This is a genomic window from Streptomyces sp. NPDC044064 (assembly GCF_056434245.1).
This window is the reverse complement of sequence record NZ_JBWKFN010000043.1, coordinates 34,038-47,846: the sequence shown is the minus strand read 5'-3', so window position 1 is coordinate 47,846 and position 13,809 is coordinate 34,038. Positions and strand designations below refer to the sequence as shown.

The window sequence follows — 13,809 nt, the reverse complement described above, 5'->3', positions numbered from 1 at the left end:
GCGACCGCCGCCATGACGCCCCCGCGCAGACGTGCGCAGAACGGCTCCCGAACTCCCGTCACAGGCCCCATCCGAATTGGCGCATCCCCATCCACCGGAACACCTCCCCGTTATCCGTAAGGATTGCAGCGCCGACGCACACTCGACTAAAATTCAAGATCATCGGTGTTCTACCGTTTTGCCGGTGCCCTACCCGTTCACCGGAGCAGTGCCCCCACCGATGGAGGACGGCCATGGCAAAAATCCTTGCGGTGCTCTATCCGGACCCCGTGGGCGGTTACCCTCCCGACTACGCCCGCGACGAGATTCCCACCATCACCGGCTATCCGGGCGGTCAGACCGCGCCGACCCCGCAGGCCATCGATTTCACCCCGGGGCACCTCCTCGGCTGCGTCTCAGGAGAACTGGGACTGCGCCGGTTCCTGGAGGACCGGGGTCACACCCTCGTCGTCACGAGCGACAAGGAAGGGGCGGACTCCACCCTGGACCGCGAGCTTCCCGACACCGACGTGGTCGTCTCGCAGCCATTCTGGCCCGCCTATCTGACCCCCGAACGCATCGCCGCGGCTTCCCGGCTCAGGCTCGCGATCACCGCGGGGATCGGGTCGGACCACGTCGACCTGCCGAGCGCCATCGCCCACGGCATGACCGTGGCCGAGGTGACCTTCAGCAACAGCATCAGTGTGTCGGAGCACGCCGTGATGCAGATTCTCACCCTGGTGCACAACTACATGTCGGCTCACGAGTGGGTGACCGCCAAGAAGGGCTGGAACATCGCCGACAGCGTCTCGCGCGCCTACGACCTCGAAGGCATGGACGTCGGCGTCTTCGGCTCCGGCCGAATCGGCCAGGCGGTACTGCGCCGTCTCAAGCCGTTCGACGTCAGGCTGCACTACTTCGACGTGCACCGGCTGCCCCAGGAGGTCGAGGAAGAACTGGAGCTGACCTGGCATCCCGACGCCCGTTCGCTGGCCTCCTCCGTCGATGTGCTCTCGATCCACACTCCGCTGCATCCACAGACGCAGAACCTCTTCGACGACGAGCTGATCGGGGCCATGAAGCGCGGTTCGTACATCGTCAACACCGCACGGGCGCTCATCGTCAGCCGGGACGCCGTGGTTCGGGCTCTCAACAGCGGCCAACTGGCCGGTTACGCCGGTGACGTCTGGTACCCACAGCCGCCTCCGCCCGACCATCCCTGGCGCACCATGCCCTACGAGGCGATGACGCCGCACGTGTCCGGATCGACCCTCTCGGCGCAGGCACGCTACGCGGCCGGTACGCGGGAGATCCTGGAGTGCTGGCTCGACGGTCGCCCCATCCGCCCGGAGTACCTGATCGTCGAAGGCGGTGGGCTCGCCGGGACGGGGGCGAGCTCCTACACGGTCGCCGGATGACCGGCACGGGCGGGGGTGACGTCCGGCGGACAAGAAATCAGCGGAAGATTCAATAGAAGATCCACCACCCCGGCTGTGAGCCGATTCACGCACGATTTACTGGACGGACAAGGGGCAGACCTTTAGCGTCCGTAAATAGATTGTTTTCATTATGCAGAGATACCGGCGCCACGCGTAATCTCTCATAAGAAAACCAGGCGAACGCCGGGAAGGTGGATCAGTGAGCATGGACGCAGTGTGGGTCCGGGGCGTGACCGGCATCCAGATGCACCACGTGACCGACCTTCAGGATGCCGGCAGGTTCTTGGGCAACGCAGCGATGGCACTGCGGGCCGCGCACGTAAGGACCGGCGCCGACCGGTACTCCGGCATCGCCAACGAGCTCAAGGCTCTGGTGGAGCGAGTGCGTGAGCTGGAGGACGAGGCGCGGTCGAGCATGCACGAACTGCACTCCACCGACCCCGAGCGGTTCGCCCGCTGCCGGGACGGCCACGAGCCGTGGCCCGGCGAGATCCCGGCAGGATTCATCCCGCGCCACACCTGCAAGGACGAGTGCCTTTACCACGACCGCCAGGTCCTCGACGCCATCATGCAGTGCACCTGCGGCCGACCTCCGTGCCGGGCCTGTGAGATCGGCGGGAAGCTCTGACGAGCCCCGGGGCTCCCGCGGCCGAGCCGGATCGAAACACCACCTGATCACGTACGGTCACGGCTCGCCACTCGCGGCGATCGGGACTGGCTGTAACCTCAACGACTTCACCCGGCTCCTGCCGCTGGTCGATGCCGTCCCCACCGTAGACGACGGTCGGCAGGGACGGCCGCGCCGCAAGCCCCCTCACGCTTCGCCGAGCGGTTTCGGCCGGTAGCGAGCAGTCCGGCCGCGACGACGAACTCGAGTCAGCCCACCCCGACCTCACCGCTGCGCAAGCCGCAGCACTCTCCCAGGCCGGCGCCAGGAACCGCTCGACGCGCCCGAGGTCGAGTTCGACGGCGAGGGACACGGCGACGACTGCGTGGTCGACGTTGGCCGCGAGGATCTGCCCCTCGGACCGCTTGGAGGAGGTGGAACGCACGAAGGCGGTGCGGCGCGGCAGATACGTGCGCACATAGCGGGGGTTGCCGCCGGGTTCGACGGCGACCCAGTCGCCGGTGCACACGACCCGCAGCGGGTCGTGCGGGGTGACGAAGGCGGTGTCGGCACGCAGCACACCGCCCGCGGTGACCACGTCGCACTGACCGCGGTCGACCCGGACCACCCGTCCGGGCAGCAGCCCCTCGGACTCGTAGCCCGCCTCCGGCGGCTCACGTCAACGCATTTGATTTCCGGCTCCGGCCGCGAACGCGCCGCTCCCGCCGTCAGTTCACCGCGCAGGCCGCCCCGTCGAGCGTGAAGTCGTACGGCACCCGGTTCGCCCCCTGCCAGGACCCCAGGAACCCGAACGTCAGGGTCCCGTGCGCGGAGACGGACTTGTTGTAGTCGGCGGCGGAGGCGGTGACGCGGGAGCCGTCCTGGTGGACCGTCGCGTCCCACATCTGGCCGACCTGCTGGCCGTCACGGAAGCGCCAGGCGACCTGCCAGCCGGCGAGGGCCTTGTCGGTGGTGACGGTGACGGTGGCCTGGAAGCCGTCGGACCACTGGCTGTCCAGGTGGTAGTCGGCCCGGCAGCCGACCGCGGGCGGGGTGGTACGGGTCGGGCCGGCGCTGGTGGTGTCGGCCGAGGTGCCCTGGGGCTCGGGGTCGGGGTTCTTGCGGTCGGACCTGCTCCTGGAGGCGGTCGGGGAAGGGGTGCGGGACGGTGTGCGGGAGGGGGTCGGGACGGCGGCCGTGGTCGTGGTCGTGTCGGGGACGGCGGGGTCGGCGACCGGCTGCCGGTCGTCGCGGGCGGTGGCCGCCCGGTCGTCGCCCGAGTCGCCCGAGCCGTCGAACGGCATCATCGACACGCCGAGCGCCAGTACCGACAGCAGGACCGCGGCGGCGAGCAGGCCGTTGCGCAGGACGCGGTTGCGCCCCTCCTTCTCCTCGGAGTCGTCGCCGTCGGCCTCGGCCGCGCCCGGCCGGCCCACCCCGAGCCGGACCTCGGCGGCGCGGCGCCTGCGCTCCAGATAGGCGAGGCCGCCCCAGCCGATGACCCCGCCGGCCAGCGCGGCGGGCAGCCCGCCCCCGTGCAGCCGCAGACAGGCGGCGGCCTCGGCGCACTGGACGCAGGTGGCGAGGTGCCGGGAGAGGTCGCCCGGCGTGTCGGCGGCCTGCGAGCGGGTGACCGCGTCCAGCAGGCGGGCGTAGCTGCGGCACTGCGCGTCCATCGGGGTGTCGACATGTGCGCGGTGGCAGCGGTCCCGGAACAGGCCGCGGACCTGGTCGAGCTCCTCGGCGACGGTGGCCGCGTCGAGACCGAGCCGGCGGGCCACCGTCGGCAGGGGCAGCGCCTCCACCTCGGCGAGCCACAGCAGCGAGGCGTCCGCCTCCTGCATGTCCCTGAGGCCGCGCAGTGCGACCGGGCGCTGCAGCGGCGGGCCGGTGTAGCGGGCCGCCTGGCCGGAGTTGAGCCACAGCCTCAGGTCGGGGTCCAGTTTGTACCCCTCGCCGTCGGCCTCCCAGCTCGCGGCCGTGCTGCGCACCGCGGTCAGCAGCTCCGGGATCGTCGGCAGCCGGCCGGCGCGCCGGCCGGGGCCGCGCGCGGGCACGATGCCGGCGGCCCGCACCTCGCGCATGCCGAGGGTGAACGCCTCGGTGGCCAGCTGATGTGCCGTCAGGGAGCCGGAGGTGCACAGGTCGGCGTACGAGAGCACCGCGTCCCAGCACTCCGAGAACAGCGCGGCCTCGGTGGCGTCCTGGAGGGTCGGCAGGTCGGGCATGAGACTCCTGCATCCACGTGCGAGGTCAACTCACCATAGAGGAAATGGAGTTGGGGGGAACCTCGCGGCGGCAGGAGCCTTTCACGTCTTCGCCACAACTGACAAGCGCCGTATTCAAATTCGGTGACCAGGAGGTCGCGTGACGTAACCGCATCCGCGCAGGACCGCAGCTCCGGCCTCTGATACGGATGCGGGCACCGTTCGACTCACCGTCCCGCCGGTTCTTCGGTGCGGATCACACCTCGGCGGGCTCGGCGGCGGGCAGGCTGTCCATGAAGGAGCTGACGGAGAACACCGCGCGGCCGGGTCCGGGCGGACCGTAGCCGGGGGGCGAGGAGAGGCCGAATTCGTCCATGGTGGCCCGGTAGGCCTCCAGGAGCCGGATGTGGTACTCCAGCGGCGCGCCCTGCGGGTTGGCCTTGCCGAGCGGGGTGGTGGGCTCCGGGCACCAGGTGGTGAAGCGGGGCGTGATGCCCTGCGACATGAAGAAGCGCAGACCCTCGGTGGTGGAGGCGATGGCCTCGTCGACGGTGGTGAAGCCGAACGGCTCGGCCATCTCCACGCCCGCCACGAAGTTGGGGATCACGTTGCGCGCGCCGAAGATCTCCGCCGAGTCCAGGATCCGCTTGTGCCACTCGTCCCGGCCGACGTACCGCTCCTTGCCGGGGCAGTACAGCTCGAACAGCCTGCGGTCCCACACCTCGAAGTTGGGGTGGTAGATCTGCACGCCGTAGTCCTTGAACCGCTGCACGTCGTCACGGGGCAGCGCCTGTGCGACGACCTTGCCGATCCAGCGGCCCGGGAAGCGCTCCTCGATGGCCTTGGCGTAGTGGCCGTAGAAGTCGGCCTCGTCCCGGCCGGCGACCGTCTTGGTGATCGCGCCGCCGGTGAGGGTGTAGGCGGTGGACGCCTTCTGGGTGTCGTACCGGTCGATGATCTCGAGGGCTTCGAGCACCTCCTCGACGTCCTTGACCCCGGTGTACGGCCGCCCGGCCGCCTTGTGCTGGCGCCAGTTGTGGTTGATGTCGCAGTACTGGCACTCCTCCTTGGCGCCGAAGTACTGGCAGACCCGGAAGACGGTGAGGTAGATCAGGTAGCCCCACTGGATGGTCGGGGCGACCTCCATGACTGACTTCCCGTTGGACAGGGTGTGCCGGTAGTACTCGGGCATCGGGGGCACGCCCACGTCGGCGATCCGCTTCCCGTCCAGGTACAGCCCGAGCAGCCCCTCGTCGTCGGCGGCGACCCGGTACGGCGAGGCCGGGTTCACCCGCACGGAGACCACCGTACGGCGCAGGTCGTACGGGCCGCCGGTGAGGATGATCTCCTCCGGGGGCCGGCGCAGCGCGGCCTCGCCCAGCTCGGGCAGGGTGCCGTGGTCGAAGGAGAAGATGAAGTACGACTTCGGCTTGACCTCGCCGCTCTCGTTGTCACTGAGGGCGGATGGGTCGAAGGCGACGCCACCCCGAAGCAGGTCCTCCTTGAAGACGGCTTCCCGCGGTACGTGCGGGAACCTCTCCATGAGATCCTCGACCAGCGCGGTGCGACTGCCCATCCCGCATCTCCTCCCGGCTCAGGCGTTCGCCTCTCACCGTATGCCCCTGTCTCCCGGTCAGGCGTGCCGGGTCCCCGCACGGCGCGCGATGTGTCCCGGTACGGCGGTGCCGGACGGCAGCGCCGGGTCGGCCACGGGCTCGCCCCAGACGGAGGTGAGCGGCAGGACCCCGGCCCACAGGCCGAGTTCCGCGTCGGGCCCGTCCCCGTCGTCGGGAGCGCCGCTGCGTATCTTGACGGAGGCCTCTTCGAGGGAGAGCGCGAGGAGGGTGGTGGCGGCGAGTTCCTTCCGGTTCGGCCGCCGGGCGTACGACCACTGCCCCGGCGTCGCGTGCTCGGTGAGCCGGCGCAGTCCCTCCAGCTTCTCCTCGGGGCCGGTGACCTTGCGGGCGATACCGTGGATCATGGCGCTGCGGTAGTTCACCCCGTGCTCGAAGACGGAGCGGGCGAGCACGAGCCCGTCGATGTGCGTGACGGTCACACAGACCGGGAGATCACCGGCCAGACTGCGGCTGGCCACGGACCCGTGGAGGAACAGCTCCCGCTCGTCCCGCCCGTACACGGTCGGGACGACCAGCGGCCGCCCCTCGACCACCACTCCCAGATGGCAGACGAAACCGGCGTCCAGGATCGCCTCAAGCTCGGCCCGCTCCAGGCTGCCCTGGTCGCGGAGGCGGCGGTGGCGGGTGAGGTCGGTCTCGGGGAGCCGGGGAGGCAGCGGTTTCGGGGCCATATCGCGCACGTTACCGATATCGCACATCCGAGGCTACATATATTTCGATTCCATCATCAAATGAGAAGCAAGCGACGAAATCCGTAGCAGTGACGGCCGCGGTCAGTCGGCCCGGCGGATCGAGGGCGGCCCCTCACGCCGTCCGCTCCAGCGCCGTGTGGTCGACGGCGCAGGCCAGCTCGCCCCCGGACAGCAGGCGTTCGGCCTCCTCCACGACGGTCAGGCCGAGCCGGGCCAGCTCGTTGCCCTGGGAGCCCGCGAGATGCGGGGTGACGAACGCGTTGGGCAGCTCGAAGAGAGGCGAGTCGGCGGGCAGCGGCTCGGGGTCGGTGACGTCGAGGACGGCGTTCAGGCGTCCGGTGCGCAGTTCCCCGATCAGCGCGTCGTGGTCGACGAGGGCACCGCGCGCGGTGTTGATCAGCACCGATCCGGCGGGCATCAGGGCCAGTTCGCGGGATCCGAGGAGGTGCCGGGTCTCCGGGGTCTGCGGGGCGTGCAGAGTCACGATGTCCGAGGTGCGCAGCAGGTCGTCGAGGGGCAGCAGGGGGACGCTGAGCCGTGCGGCCTCCGCCGCGTCGACGTACGGGTCGGCCAGGCCGACCCGGAGGTCGTGGGGGCGGAGCAGTTCGATCAGGCGGCGGCCGATGCGCGAGGCGCCGACGACACCCACCCGGCGACCGTGGTTGCCGATGCCGGGGACCATGTCGCCGTAGGGGAAGGTGCGGCGTGCGCGCAGCAGGTCGTGGGAGGCGAAGACGTCCTTCCCGGCGAGCAGGATCATCGCGAGGGTGTACTCGGCGACGGGCAGTGCGTTGGCGGCGGCCGCCGAGGAGACGGCGATGCCGCGCCGCCAGACCTCGGGGGTGGTGAACCCCTTCACCGAGCCGGCCGCGTGCAGCACCGCGCGCAGCTCGGGGGCGGCGTCCAAGGCGGCGGCGTCGAGGCGGGGGCAGCCCCAGCCGGTGACGAGGACCTCGGTGCGGGCGAGGGTCTCCCGGACCCGTGACTCGGTGAAGTCGTGCGCCACCAGAGTGGGATCGATTTCTACGCAGGCGCGCAGCCGCGCGAGCACCTCCGGCGGGAAGATGTGCGGCACGTTCTGGGCAGTCATGGCGAACAGTGCCTGGGGACGCTCGGGCAAGGAAGTGACCTTCCGGCTCGGTGACGCGCATGTAGCAAACGTTCTCTACGGTAGGTCGCCGCGAATGAGAGGGTCAACGGACACGCACTCGACCGGAGGGACGACAGGATGACGGGAACGGGCGGCACGGTGACCAACTGGGCGCGCAACATCACCTACACGGCGAAGGAGTTCCACCGCCCCTGCTCCCTCGACGCGCTCCGGACCCTGGTGGCCGAAAGCCCGAAGGTGCGGGTGCTGGGCAGCGGCCACTCCTTCAACGGGATCGCCGACCCGGGCGCCGACGGCGTGCTGCTGTCGATCGCCGGCCTGCCACCGGTGATCGACGTGGACACCAGGGCCCGTACGGTGCGGGTCCCGGGCGGCGTCCGGTACGCCGAGCTGGCCCGCACGGTCCACGCCCACGGTCTCGCGCTGCCCAACATGGCCTCCCTGCCGCACATTTCGGTGGCCGGGTCGGTGGCGACCGGCACCCACGGCTCGGGGGTGGGAAACGGACCGCTCGCGGCGGCGGTGCGGGAGGTCGAGCTGGTGACCGCGGACGGCTCGACGGTGTCGATCCCGCGCGGGGACACCCGCTTCGACGGGGCCGTGACCTCCCTCGGCGCGCTCGGCGTGGTCACCGCGCTCACGCTCGACCTGGAGCCGTCGTACGAGGTGGAGCAGTACGTGTTCACCGAACTTCCGCTGGCGGGACTGGACTTCGGGGCGGTGGCGGGGGCGGCGTACAGCGTGAGCCTGTTCACCGACTGGCGGGAGCCGGGCTTCAGGCAGGTGTGGGTCAAGCGCCGCACCGACCAGGCCCCGGTGGACTTCCCGTGGGCCGCGCCCGCGACCGTGGCGCTGCATCCGGTGCCGGGGATGCCGGCGGGCAACTGCACCGAGCAGTTCGGGGTGCCGGGGCCGTGGCACGAGCGGCTGCCGCACTTCCGGGCGGAGTTCACGCCGAGCAGCGGTGACGAGCTGCAGTCGGAGTATCTGCTGCCACGGTCGGCCGCCGTGGATGCGCTGGACGCGATCGACGGCATTCGGCAAGCCGTCGCCGGTGTCCTGCAGACCTGCGAGGTGCGTACGGTCGCCGCCGACCCGCAGTGGCTCAGTCCGGCCCACGGCCGCGACTCGGTGGCCCTGCACTTCACCTGGGTCGAGGACACGGCGGCCGTACTGCCGGTGGTCCGCCGGGTGGAAGAGGCGCTGGACGCCTTCGACCCGCGCCCGCACTGGGGGAAGGTCTTCACCGTGCCCGCGACCGTGCTCCGCCGAAGGTACGCACGCCTGGCCGATTTCCGCGGCCTGGCCCAAGAGCTGGACCCCACGGGCAAGTTCACCAACGCCTTCGTCCGGGACGTCCTGGCAGACTGACGGACAACCAGGGACGGCAGACTTCCTCCACCCCCTTTCCTAACCCCTTGTCGAAAGTCCCTCCCTGCCCATAGCCTGACGCCGCGCCGGTGCCGACCTCGCCCCGGCCCGGTCCGACAGGATGGGAGGGGCAGCTCCGTGAAGCGCACATCACGCGACATCCGCACCGCGAACCGCTACGAGGTGCTGCGCCAGATCATCGCCGAGTCTCCCACCTCCCGGCAGGAACTGGCCGCGGCCACCGGACTGAGCCTCGCCACGGTCGCCACGCTCGTCGGCGAGCTGCTGGACCTGCGCATGATCACCGAGGTCGGCTTCGAGGACTCCGCCGGCGGCCGCCCCCGGGGCCTGGTCGCCGTCAACGCTTCGGGGGGCGCGCTGATCGGCGTGGACATCGCGGAGACCTACGTCCACGTCGAGCTGTTCGACCTGGCGCTGACCGTGCTGGCCCGAGCCGACGAGGACATGCGGCCCGGCGAGAGCCGTCCCGAGCAGGTGGTCGGCCATGTCGCCGCGGCCGTCGGCTCGGTGGTCGCCCAGGCCGGGGTCGAGGCCGCCCGGGTGCTCGGTGTCGGGGTGAGCGTGCCGGGCCAGGTGGACCGGGACACCGGCATCGCCGAGTACGCGCCCAACTGGAACTGGCACGACGTCCCGTTGCTCGACCTGCTCGCCGAACACATCGCCTATCCCCTGTACCTGGACAACCCGCTGCGCGCCTGTGCGGTGGCCGAGCTGTGGTTCGGGGCCGCGCGGGGCCGCGGGGACGCCGTGGTGGTCAACCTGGGCACGGGCGTCGGCGCCGGTCTGGCGCTCGGCGGCGGGCTGCACCGGGGCGTGAGCAACAGCGCCGGCGAGTGGGGGCACACCACGCTCGTGCTGGACGGCCGGCTGTGCCACTGCGGCAACCACGGCTGCGTGGAGACATACGTGGGCGCGCCCGGCATCATGCAGAACCTGCGCGAACTCAGCCCGCGGTCCGCGCTGTTGCACCCCGAGGACCAGACGGCCACCATCGACTCGCTGGCCCGGGCGGTCGCCGTGGACGACCCGGTGGCGCTCAAGGTGGTCCGGGACACCGCCCGTTACCTGGGGGCCGGGATCTCCGACCTGATCAACCTCCTCAATCCCGAAGTGGTCGTGCTCAGCAGCTGGGTGGCGTCCCGGCTGGGCGAGCCGCTGCTCGGCGAGGTACGCGCGGCCGTCGCCCGGCACGCGCTGCGGCGGCCGCTGGCCGCCACCGAGATCGTGCTCTCTCCGATCCCCACCGACCCGGTGTCCCTGGGCGCGGCCACGTTCGCGCTGGAGGGGGCCCTGCAGTCCGTCGGGCAGCGCACCGGGATCAACACGACCGGCACGAGGCGCACCACCGCACCCGCAAGGAGCCGTACCGCACCGCCTTCATGACGACGGAAGGGATGCACGTGTCTCACCCCCGCACCAGGAGATCTCTCCTGCTCGCAGCCTCCGCCGCACTGGCTGTCACGGGAGCCCTGCTCACCTCCCCACCCGCGAACGCCGCCGACTCACCCGCCCCCGCCGAAGTCTCGCCGCACGCCGCCCAGACCATCGACGACATCGGTGCCTCGGGCGCCTGGTGGGTCAACGACCTGCAGCACTTCTCACCCGCCGTCCAGGCCCGGGTGGCGAGGCTGCTCTTCTCCGAGAGCGGCCTGGACCTCAGCTCGTACCGCTACAACATCGGTGGTGGCGGTACCGCCGTCACCACACCGGCACGCGCCGCCGAGGACTTCCTCGACCCCGACGGCTCCTACGACTGGAGCAGGGACGAAGGCGGTCGGACGTTCCTCGAGTACGCCGCGCAGTACGGCGTGAAGGACCTGATCGGCTTCGTCAACAGCGCGCCCTCCCGGTGGACGACGAACGGGAAGAGCTGCGGTGGCCTGCTGAAGGCGGAGAACGAGGCCGACTTCGCCGGATACGTCGCCGACGTGACCGATCACTTCGCCCGGCAGGGCGTCCGGCTCGACTACATCAGCCCCTTCAACGAGCCGGACAACAGCTTCGCCGACTGCGGTCAGGAAGGCATGCCGGTGCCGGTCGACCAGCGCGACGACATCGTGCGCGCACTGGGCGCCGAGCAGCGGGCACGCCACCAGAAGACCGGCATCATCGCGGACGAGTCCAGCAGGACGACTCAGTTCAACTCCGAGCTGCCACAGTGGATCTCGCAGCCGGGCACCGCCCGGTACGTCTCCAAGCTCGCCCACCACACGTACGACAACCCGGACGACGGAGAACTGGGCAAGGTCCACGAGACGTCGGTCTCGGTGGGCAAGGAGTCCTGGGCGACGGAGATCTGCTGCTTCGGCAAGGGCACAACGGGTTGGAACCAGGAGTACGACCCGACCATCGACAACGCCCTGCTGATGTCCCGGATCATCTACAAGGACTTCGCGAGTTCCCACGACTCGGCGTTCCAGTGGTGGGTGGCGCTGGCGAGCGGGTACGGGAGTGACCCGGGCACGAAGAACGACGAGGGCTGGAACGACGGCCTGATCTACTACGACCCCGACTACGCGGCCGACGGCAACCAGAAGCTGTACTTCACGAAGCGGTACTACGCGCTCGGCCAGTACAGCAAGTTCGTGAGACCGGGCTCGGTGGCGCACAACGTGACCGGCGCGCCGAGCGGCGTCGAGGTGTCCGCGTACGACCGCAACGGTCAGTGGGTGGTCGTGGTCAACAACCACAACACCACCGACACAGCGCTGAACCTGCACTTCAACAGCGGTACGCCGGTACACGCGAGCAAGGCCGTGCGCACGTCGGCCACGGAGAACTGGGCGAACGTCGCCAAGCCGTCCGTGAGCCACGACACGCTGTCCACGACGCTCGCCGCACGTTCCGTCACGACGTACGTGCTCGACCGGCGCGGCCACGGCAGTACGGCGGTCACCGGTGCCTGGCAGGGACAGCAGTCGGGCAAGTGCCTGACCGCCGATGCCTCCGGGGCCGCGATCAGCACCTGCACCGGCGGGGCCGACCAGTCGTGGTCGTACGACGCCAGGGGCGCGCTGAAGGGCGCGAGCGGCTATCTGTCGGCGGGTGGTCCGGGGCTTGCCACCTCCGCGGCCTTCACCGGTGACGCGACACAGCGCTGGCTGCTGAACTCCAACGGCCAGATCGTCAACGAGGCCTCGGGCAAGTGCCTGGACGTCAGCGGCCAGGCGACCGCCGACGGCAGCAGGGTGATCCTCTACAGCTGCAACGGCGGCACCAACGAGGCCTGGACCAGACAGTAGTCAGCGCCATCCGCATCGCCGAGGGCCGCCGGTCACGCCCGTGACCCGGCGGCCCCCATCTCCCTTTCCCCGAAGCCCCGTTCGGAATCCCGAACCGGGTACAACGCTTCGAACGTACTTCGTCCAACCCCTTGCCGAAGCATTGGCCGAAGATTAACGTCCCGGCTCCGCAAGGCAATTCGAGCCAACTGGCTTTCAGGTGCAGAGCCGCAGCAGCACTCGACAGACAAGGACGTCAGCATGTCGGCACTGAGCAGCAACTGGGACCGCCGATCGATATTCCGGGCCGCAGCGGGCCTGGCCGCCGCCGGCACGCTCGCCGCGTGCGGCGGCAACAACGGCCGCGGCGGCAGTTCCGGTTCGGGCAGGAGCCTCGTCCAGTACTTCCACGCGTACGGCGAGGCCGGCACCGAGCAGGCCGTCAAGCGCTACGCCAGGGCGTACTCGAAGGCCGACGTGACCACGCAGTGGATCACCGGTTCGAACTTCGAGAGCAAGCTGTTCGCGTCGCTGCTCACCGACCAGGCCCCGGACCTGTTCGAGTTCCACCCGCAGATCCAGCTCGTCAGGAGCGGGCAGGTGGCGGACCTGACCGACGTCATCGACCCGGTCAAGGACGACTTCAACCAGGCCGACATCAAGTCGCACACGGTCGACGGCAAGATCTACGGCGTCCGGATGATCGACGACCCGCAGTTCTTCTTCTACCGCAAGTCCCTGCTGGAGAAGGCGGGCATCCAGCCGCCCACCACCCTGGACGAGTTGACCGAGGCGGCCGCGGGGCTGACCACGAACAAGGTCAAGGGCCTCTTCCTCGGCAACGACCTGCACGCGGTGATCAACCCGATGATCTGGTCGGCCGGCGCGGACACCCTCGACGACAGGAACCGGATCGCGTACCACACGGACGGCGTGGTCGAGGGGCTGAAGAAGATGCGCAAGCTCTTCACCAGCGGTGACCTGCTGCTCGACGCCCCGGCCGACTACTGGGACCCGTCCGCGCTCAACCAGGGCCTGTGCGCGATCCAGTTCTGCGGCATGTGGGCCATGCCGCAGTTCCAGCAGACCCTCGGCGACGACCTCGGCATCATGCCGTTCCCGAAGGTCACCGACGCGGGCAGGCCCTCCGTCTACAACGGCGGCTGGTCGGTGTTCGTCAACGCCAAGGGCAAGAACGTCGAGGCGGCCAAGGAGTACGTGAAGTGGCTGTGGATCGACCAGAAGAAGTACCAGGAGGACTGGGCGACCTCGTACGGCTTCCACATCCCGCCGCGCACCTCCATCGCACGGTCCGCCACCAAGCTGAAGTCGGGCCTGCCGGCCGAGGGCGTGAAGCTCTTCGACGAGTACGGGCACTTCGACAACATCGGCTGGACCCAGGCGATGATCACCGCCACGGAGGACCTCTTCGCCGACTGCGTCCGCAAGGGCGGTGACCCGGAGGCCGCGCTCGACAAGTGCGACAGGACGGTGAACGCCGAGCTGAAGAAGCTGTTCGGATAG

Annotated in this window: 10 protein-coding genes and 2 pseudogenes; 7 read left to right on the top strand and 5 right to left on the bottom strand. The window is 69.9% G+C overall.

Going from position 1 to position 13,809, the window contains the following annotated elements; genetic code table 11:
* Positions 1–233 precede the first annotated feature (233 nt).
* The 3 genes and pseudogenes from AC07DS_RS42285 to AC07DS_RS42275 form a co-directional block, all read left to right on the top strand.
* Complete coding sequence (locus AC07DS_RS42285; RefSeq protein WP_479154051.1) at positions 234–1,397, top strand: NAD-dependent formate dehydrogenase; 1,164 nt, start codon at positions 234–236, stop codon at positions 1,395–1,397.
* Between the two features lie 226 nt (positions 1,398–1,623).
* The gene (locus AC07DS_RS42280) at positions 1,624–2,046 is read left to right on the top strand and encodes a hypothetical protein (RefSeq protein ID WP_479154050.1); all 423 of its coding nucleotides are present in this window, start codon (positions 1,624–1,626) and stop codon (positions 2,044–2,046) included.
* A 16-nt stretch (positions 2,047–2,062) separates the two neighbouring features.
* Positions 2,063–2,230: pseudogene (locus tag AC07DS_RS42275) on the top strand (IS5/IS1182 family transposase); the annotation flags it as partial.
* Positions 2,231–2,325: 95 nt separating this feature from the next.
* Here the strand turns inward: AC07DS_RS42275 and AC07DS_RS42270 are convergent.
* The 5 genes and pseudogenes from AC07DS_RS42270 to AC07DS_RS42250 all read right to left on the bottom strand — a co-directional run.
* Positions 2,326–2,668: pseudogene (locus AC07DS_RS42270) on the bottom strand (ribosome small subunit-dependent GTPase A); the annotation flags it as partial.
* 85 nt (positions 2,669–2,753) lie between these two features.
* Complete coding sequence (locus AC07DS_RS42265) at positions 2,754–4,253, bottom strand: cellulose binding domain-containing protein (protein ID WP_479154049.1); 1,500 nt, start codon at positions 4,251–4,253, stop codon at positions 2,754–2,756.
* Positions 4,254–4,488: 235 nt separating this feature from the next.
* The gene (locus tag AC07DS_RS42260) at positions 4,489–5,808 is read right to left on the bottom strand and encodes a radical SAM protein (protein ID WP_336112468.1); all 1,320 of its coding nucleotides are present in this window, start codon (positions 5,806–5,808) and stop codon (positions 4,489–4,491) included.
* Between the two features lie 57 nt (positions 5,809–5,865).
* Positions 5,866–6,540 carry a pyridoxamine 5'-phosphate oxidase family protein gene (locus AC07DS_RS42255; RefSeq protein WP_479154048.1) on the bottom strand — a complete coding sequence of 225 codons (675 nt, stop codon included), beginning with the start codon at positions 6,538–6,540 and terminating at the stop codon, positions 5,866–5,868.
* 133 nt (positions 6,541–6,673) lie between these two features.
* A complete protein-coding gene (locus tag AC07DS_RS42250) occupies positions 6,674–7,681 on the bottom strand; it encodes a hydroxyacid dehydrogenase (RefSeq protein WP_479154047.1) in 1,008 nt (335 codons plus the stop codon).
* A 108-nt stretch (positions 7,682–7,789) separates the two neighbouring features.
* Between AC07DS_RS42250 and AC07DS_RS42245 the strand changes: the two genes are divergently transcribed.
* The 4 genes from AC07DS_RS42245 (at position 7,790) to AC07DS_RS42230 (ending at position 13,809) form a co-directional block, all read left to right on the top strand.
* A complete protein-coding gene (locus tag AC07DS_RS42245) occupies positions 7,790–9,043 on the top strand; it encodes an FAD-binding protein (RefSeq protein ID WP_479154046.1) in 1,254 nt (417 codons plus the stop codon).
* A 138-nt stretch (positions 9,044–9,181) separates the two neighbouring features.
* On the top strand, positions 9,182–10,447 hold the full coding sequence (locus AC07DS_RS42240; RefSeq protein ID WP_479154045.1) for an ROK family transcriptional regulator: 1,266 nt from the start codon (positions 9,182–9,184) through the stop codon (positions 10,445–10,447).
* An 11-nt stretch (positions 10,448–10,458) separates the two neighbouring features.
* Positions 10,459–12,306, top strand: coding sequence for a glycoside hydrolase (locus tag AC07DS_RS42235; protein ID WP_479154044.1), 1,848 nt, complete (start codon positions 10,459–10,461; stop codon positions 12,304–12,306).
* A gap of 240 nt (positions 12,307–12,546) precedes the next feature.
* Complete coding sequence (locus AC07DS_RS42230) at positions 12,547–13,809, top strand: ABC transporter substrate-binding protein (protein ID WP_479154043.1); 1,263 nt, start codon at positions 12,547–12,549, stop codon at positions 13,807–13,809.

Bases quoted from the DNA above. Each gene is read 5' to 3' on its own strand.
- AC07DS_RS42255 (WP_479154048.1), bottom strand. From the start codon at position 6,540: ATGGCCCCGAAACCGCTGCCTCCCCGGCTCCCCGAGACCGACCTCACC.
- AC07DS_RS42265 (WP_479154049.1), bottom strand. From the start codon at position 4,253: ATGCCCGACCTGCCGACCCTCCAGGACGCCACCGAGGCCGCGCTGTTC.
- AC07DS_RS42260 (WP_336112468.1), bottom strand. From the start codon at position 5,808: ATGGGCAGTCGCACCGCGCTGGTCGAGGATCTCATGGAGAGGTTCCCG.
- AC07DS_RS42230 (WP_479154043.1), top strand. From the start codon at position 12,547: ATGTCGGCACTGAGCAGCAACTGGGACCGCCGATCGATATTCCGGGCC.
- AC07DS_RS42245 (WP_479154046.1), top strand. From the start codon at position 7,790: ATGACGGGAACGGGCGGCACGGTGACCAACTGGGCGCGCAACATCACC.
- AC07DS_RS42285 (WP_479154051.1), top strand. From the start codon at position 234: ATGGCAAAAATCCTTGCGGTGCTCTATCCGGACCCCGTGGGCGGTTAC.
- AC07DS_RS42280 (WP_479154050.1), top strand. From the start codon at position 1,624: ATGGACGCAGTGTGGGTCCGGGGCGTGACCGGCATCCAGATGCACCAC.
- AC07DS_RS42235 (WP_479154044.1), top strand. From the start codon at position 10,459: ATGCACGTGTCTCACCCCCGCACCAGGAGATCTCTCCTGCTCGCAGCC.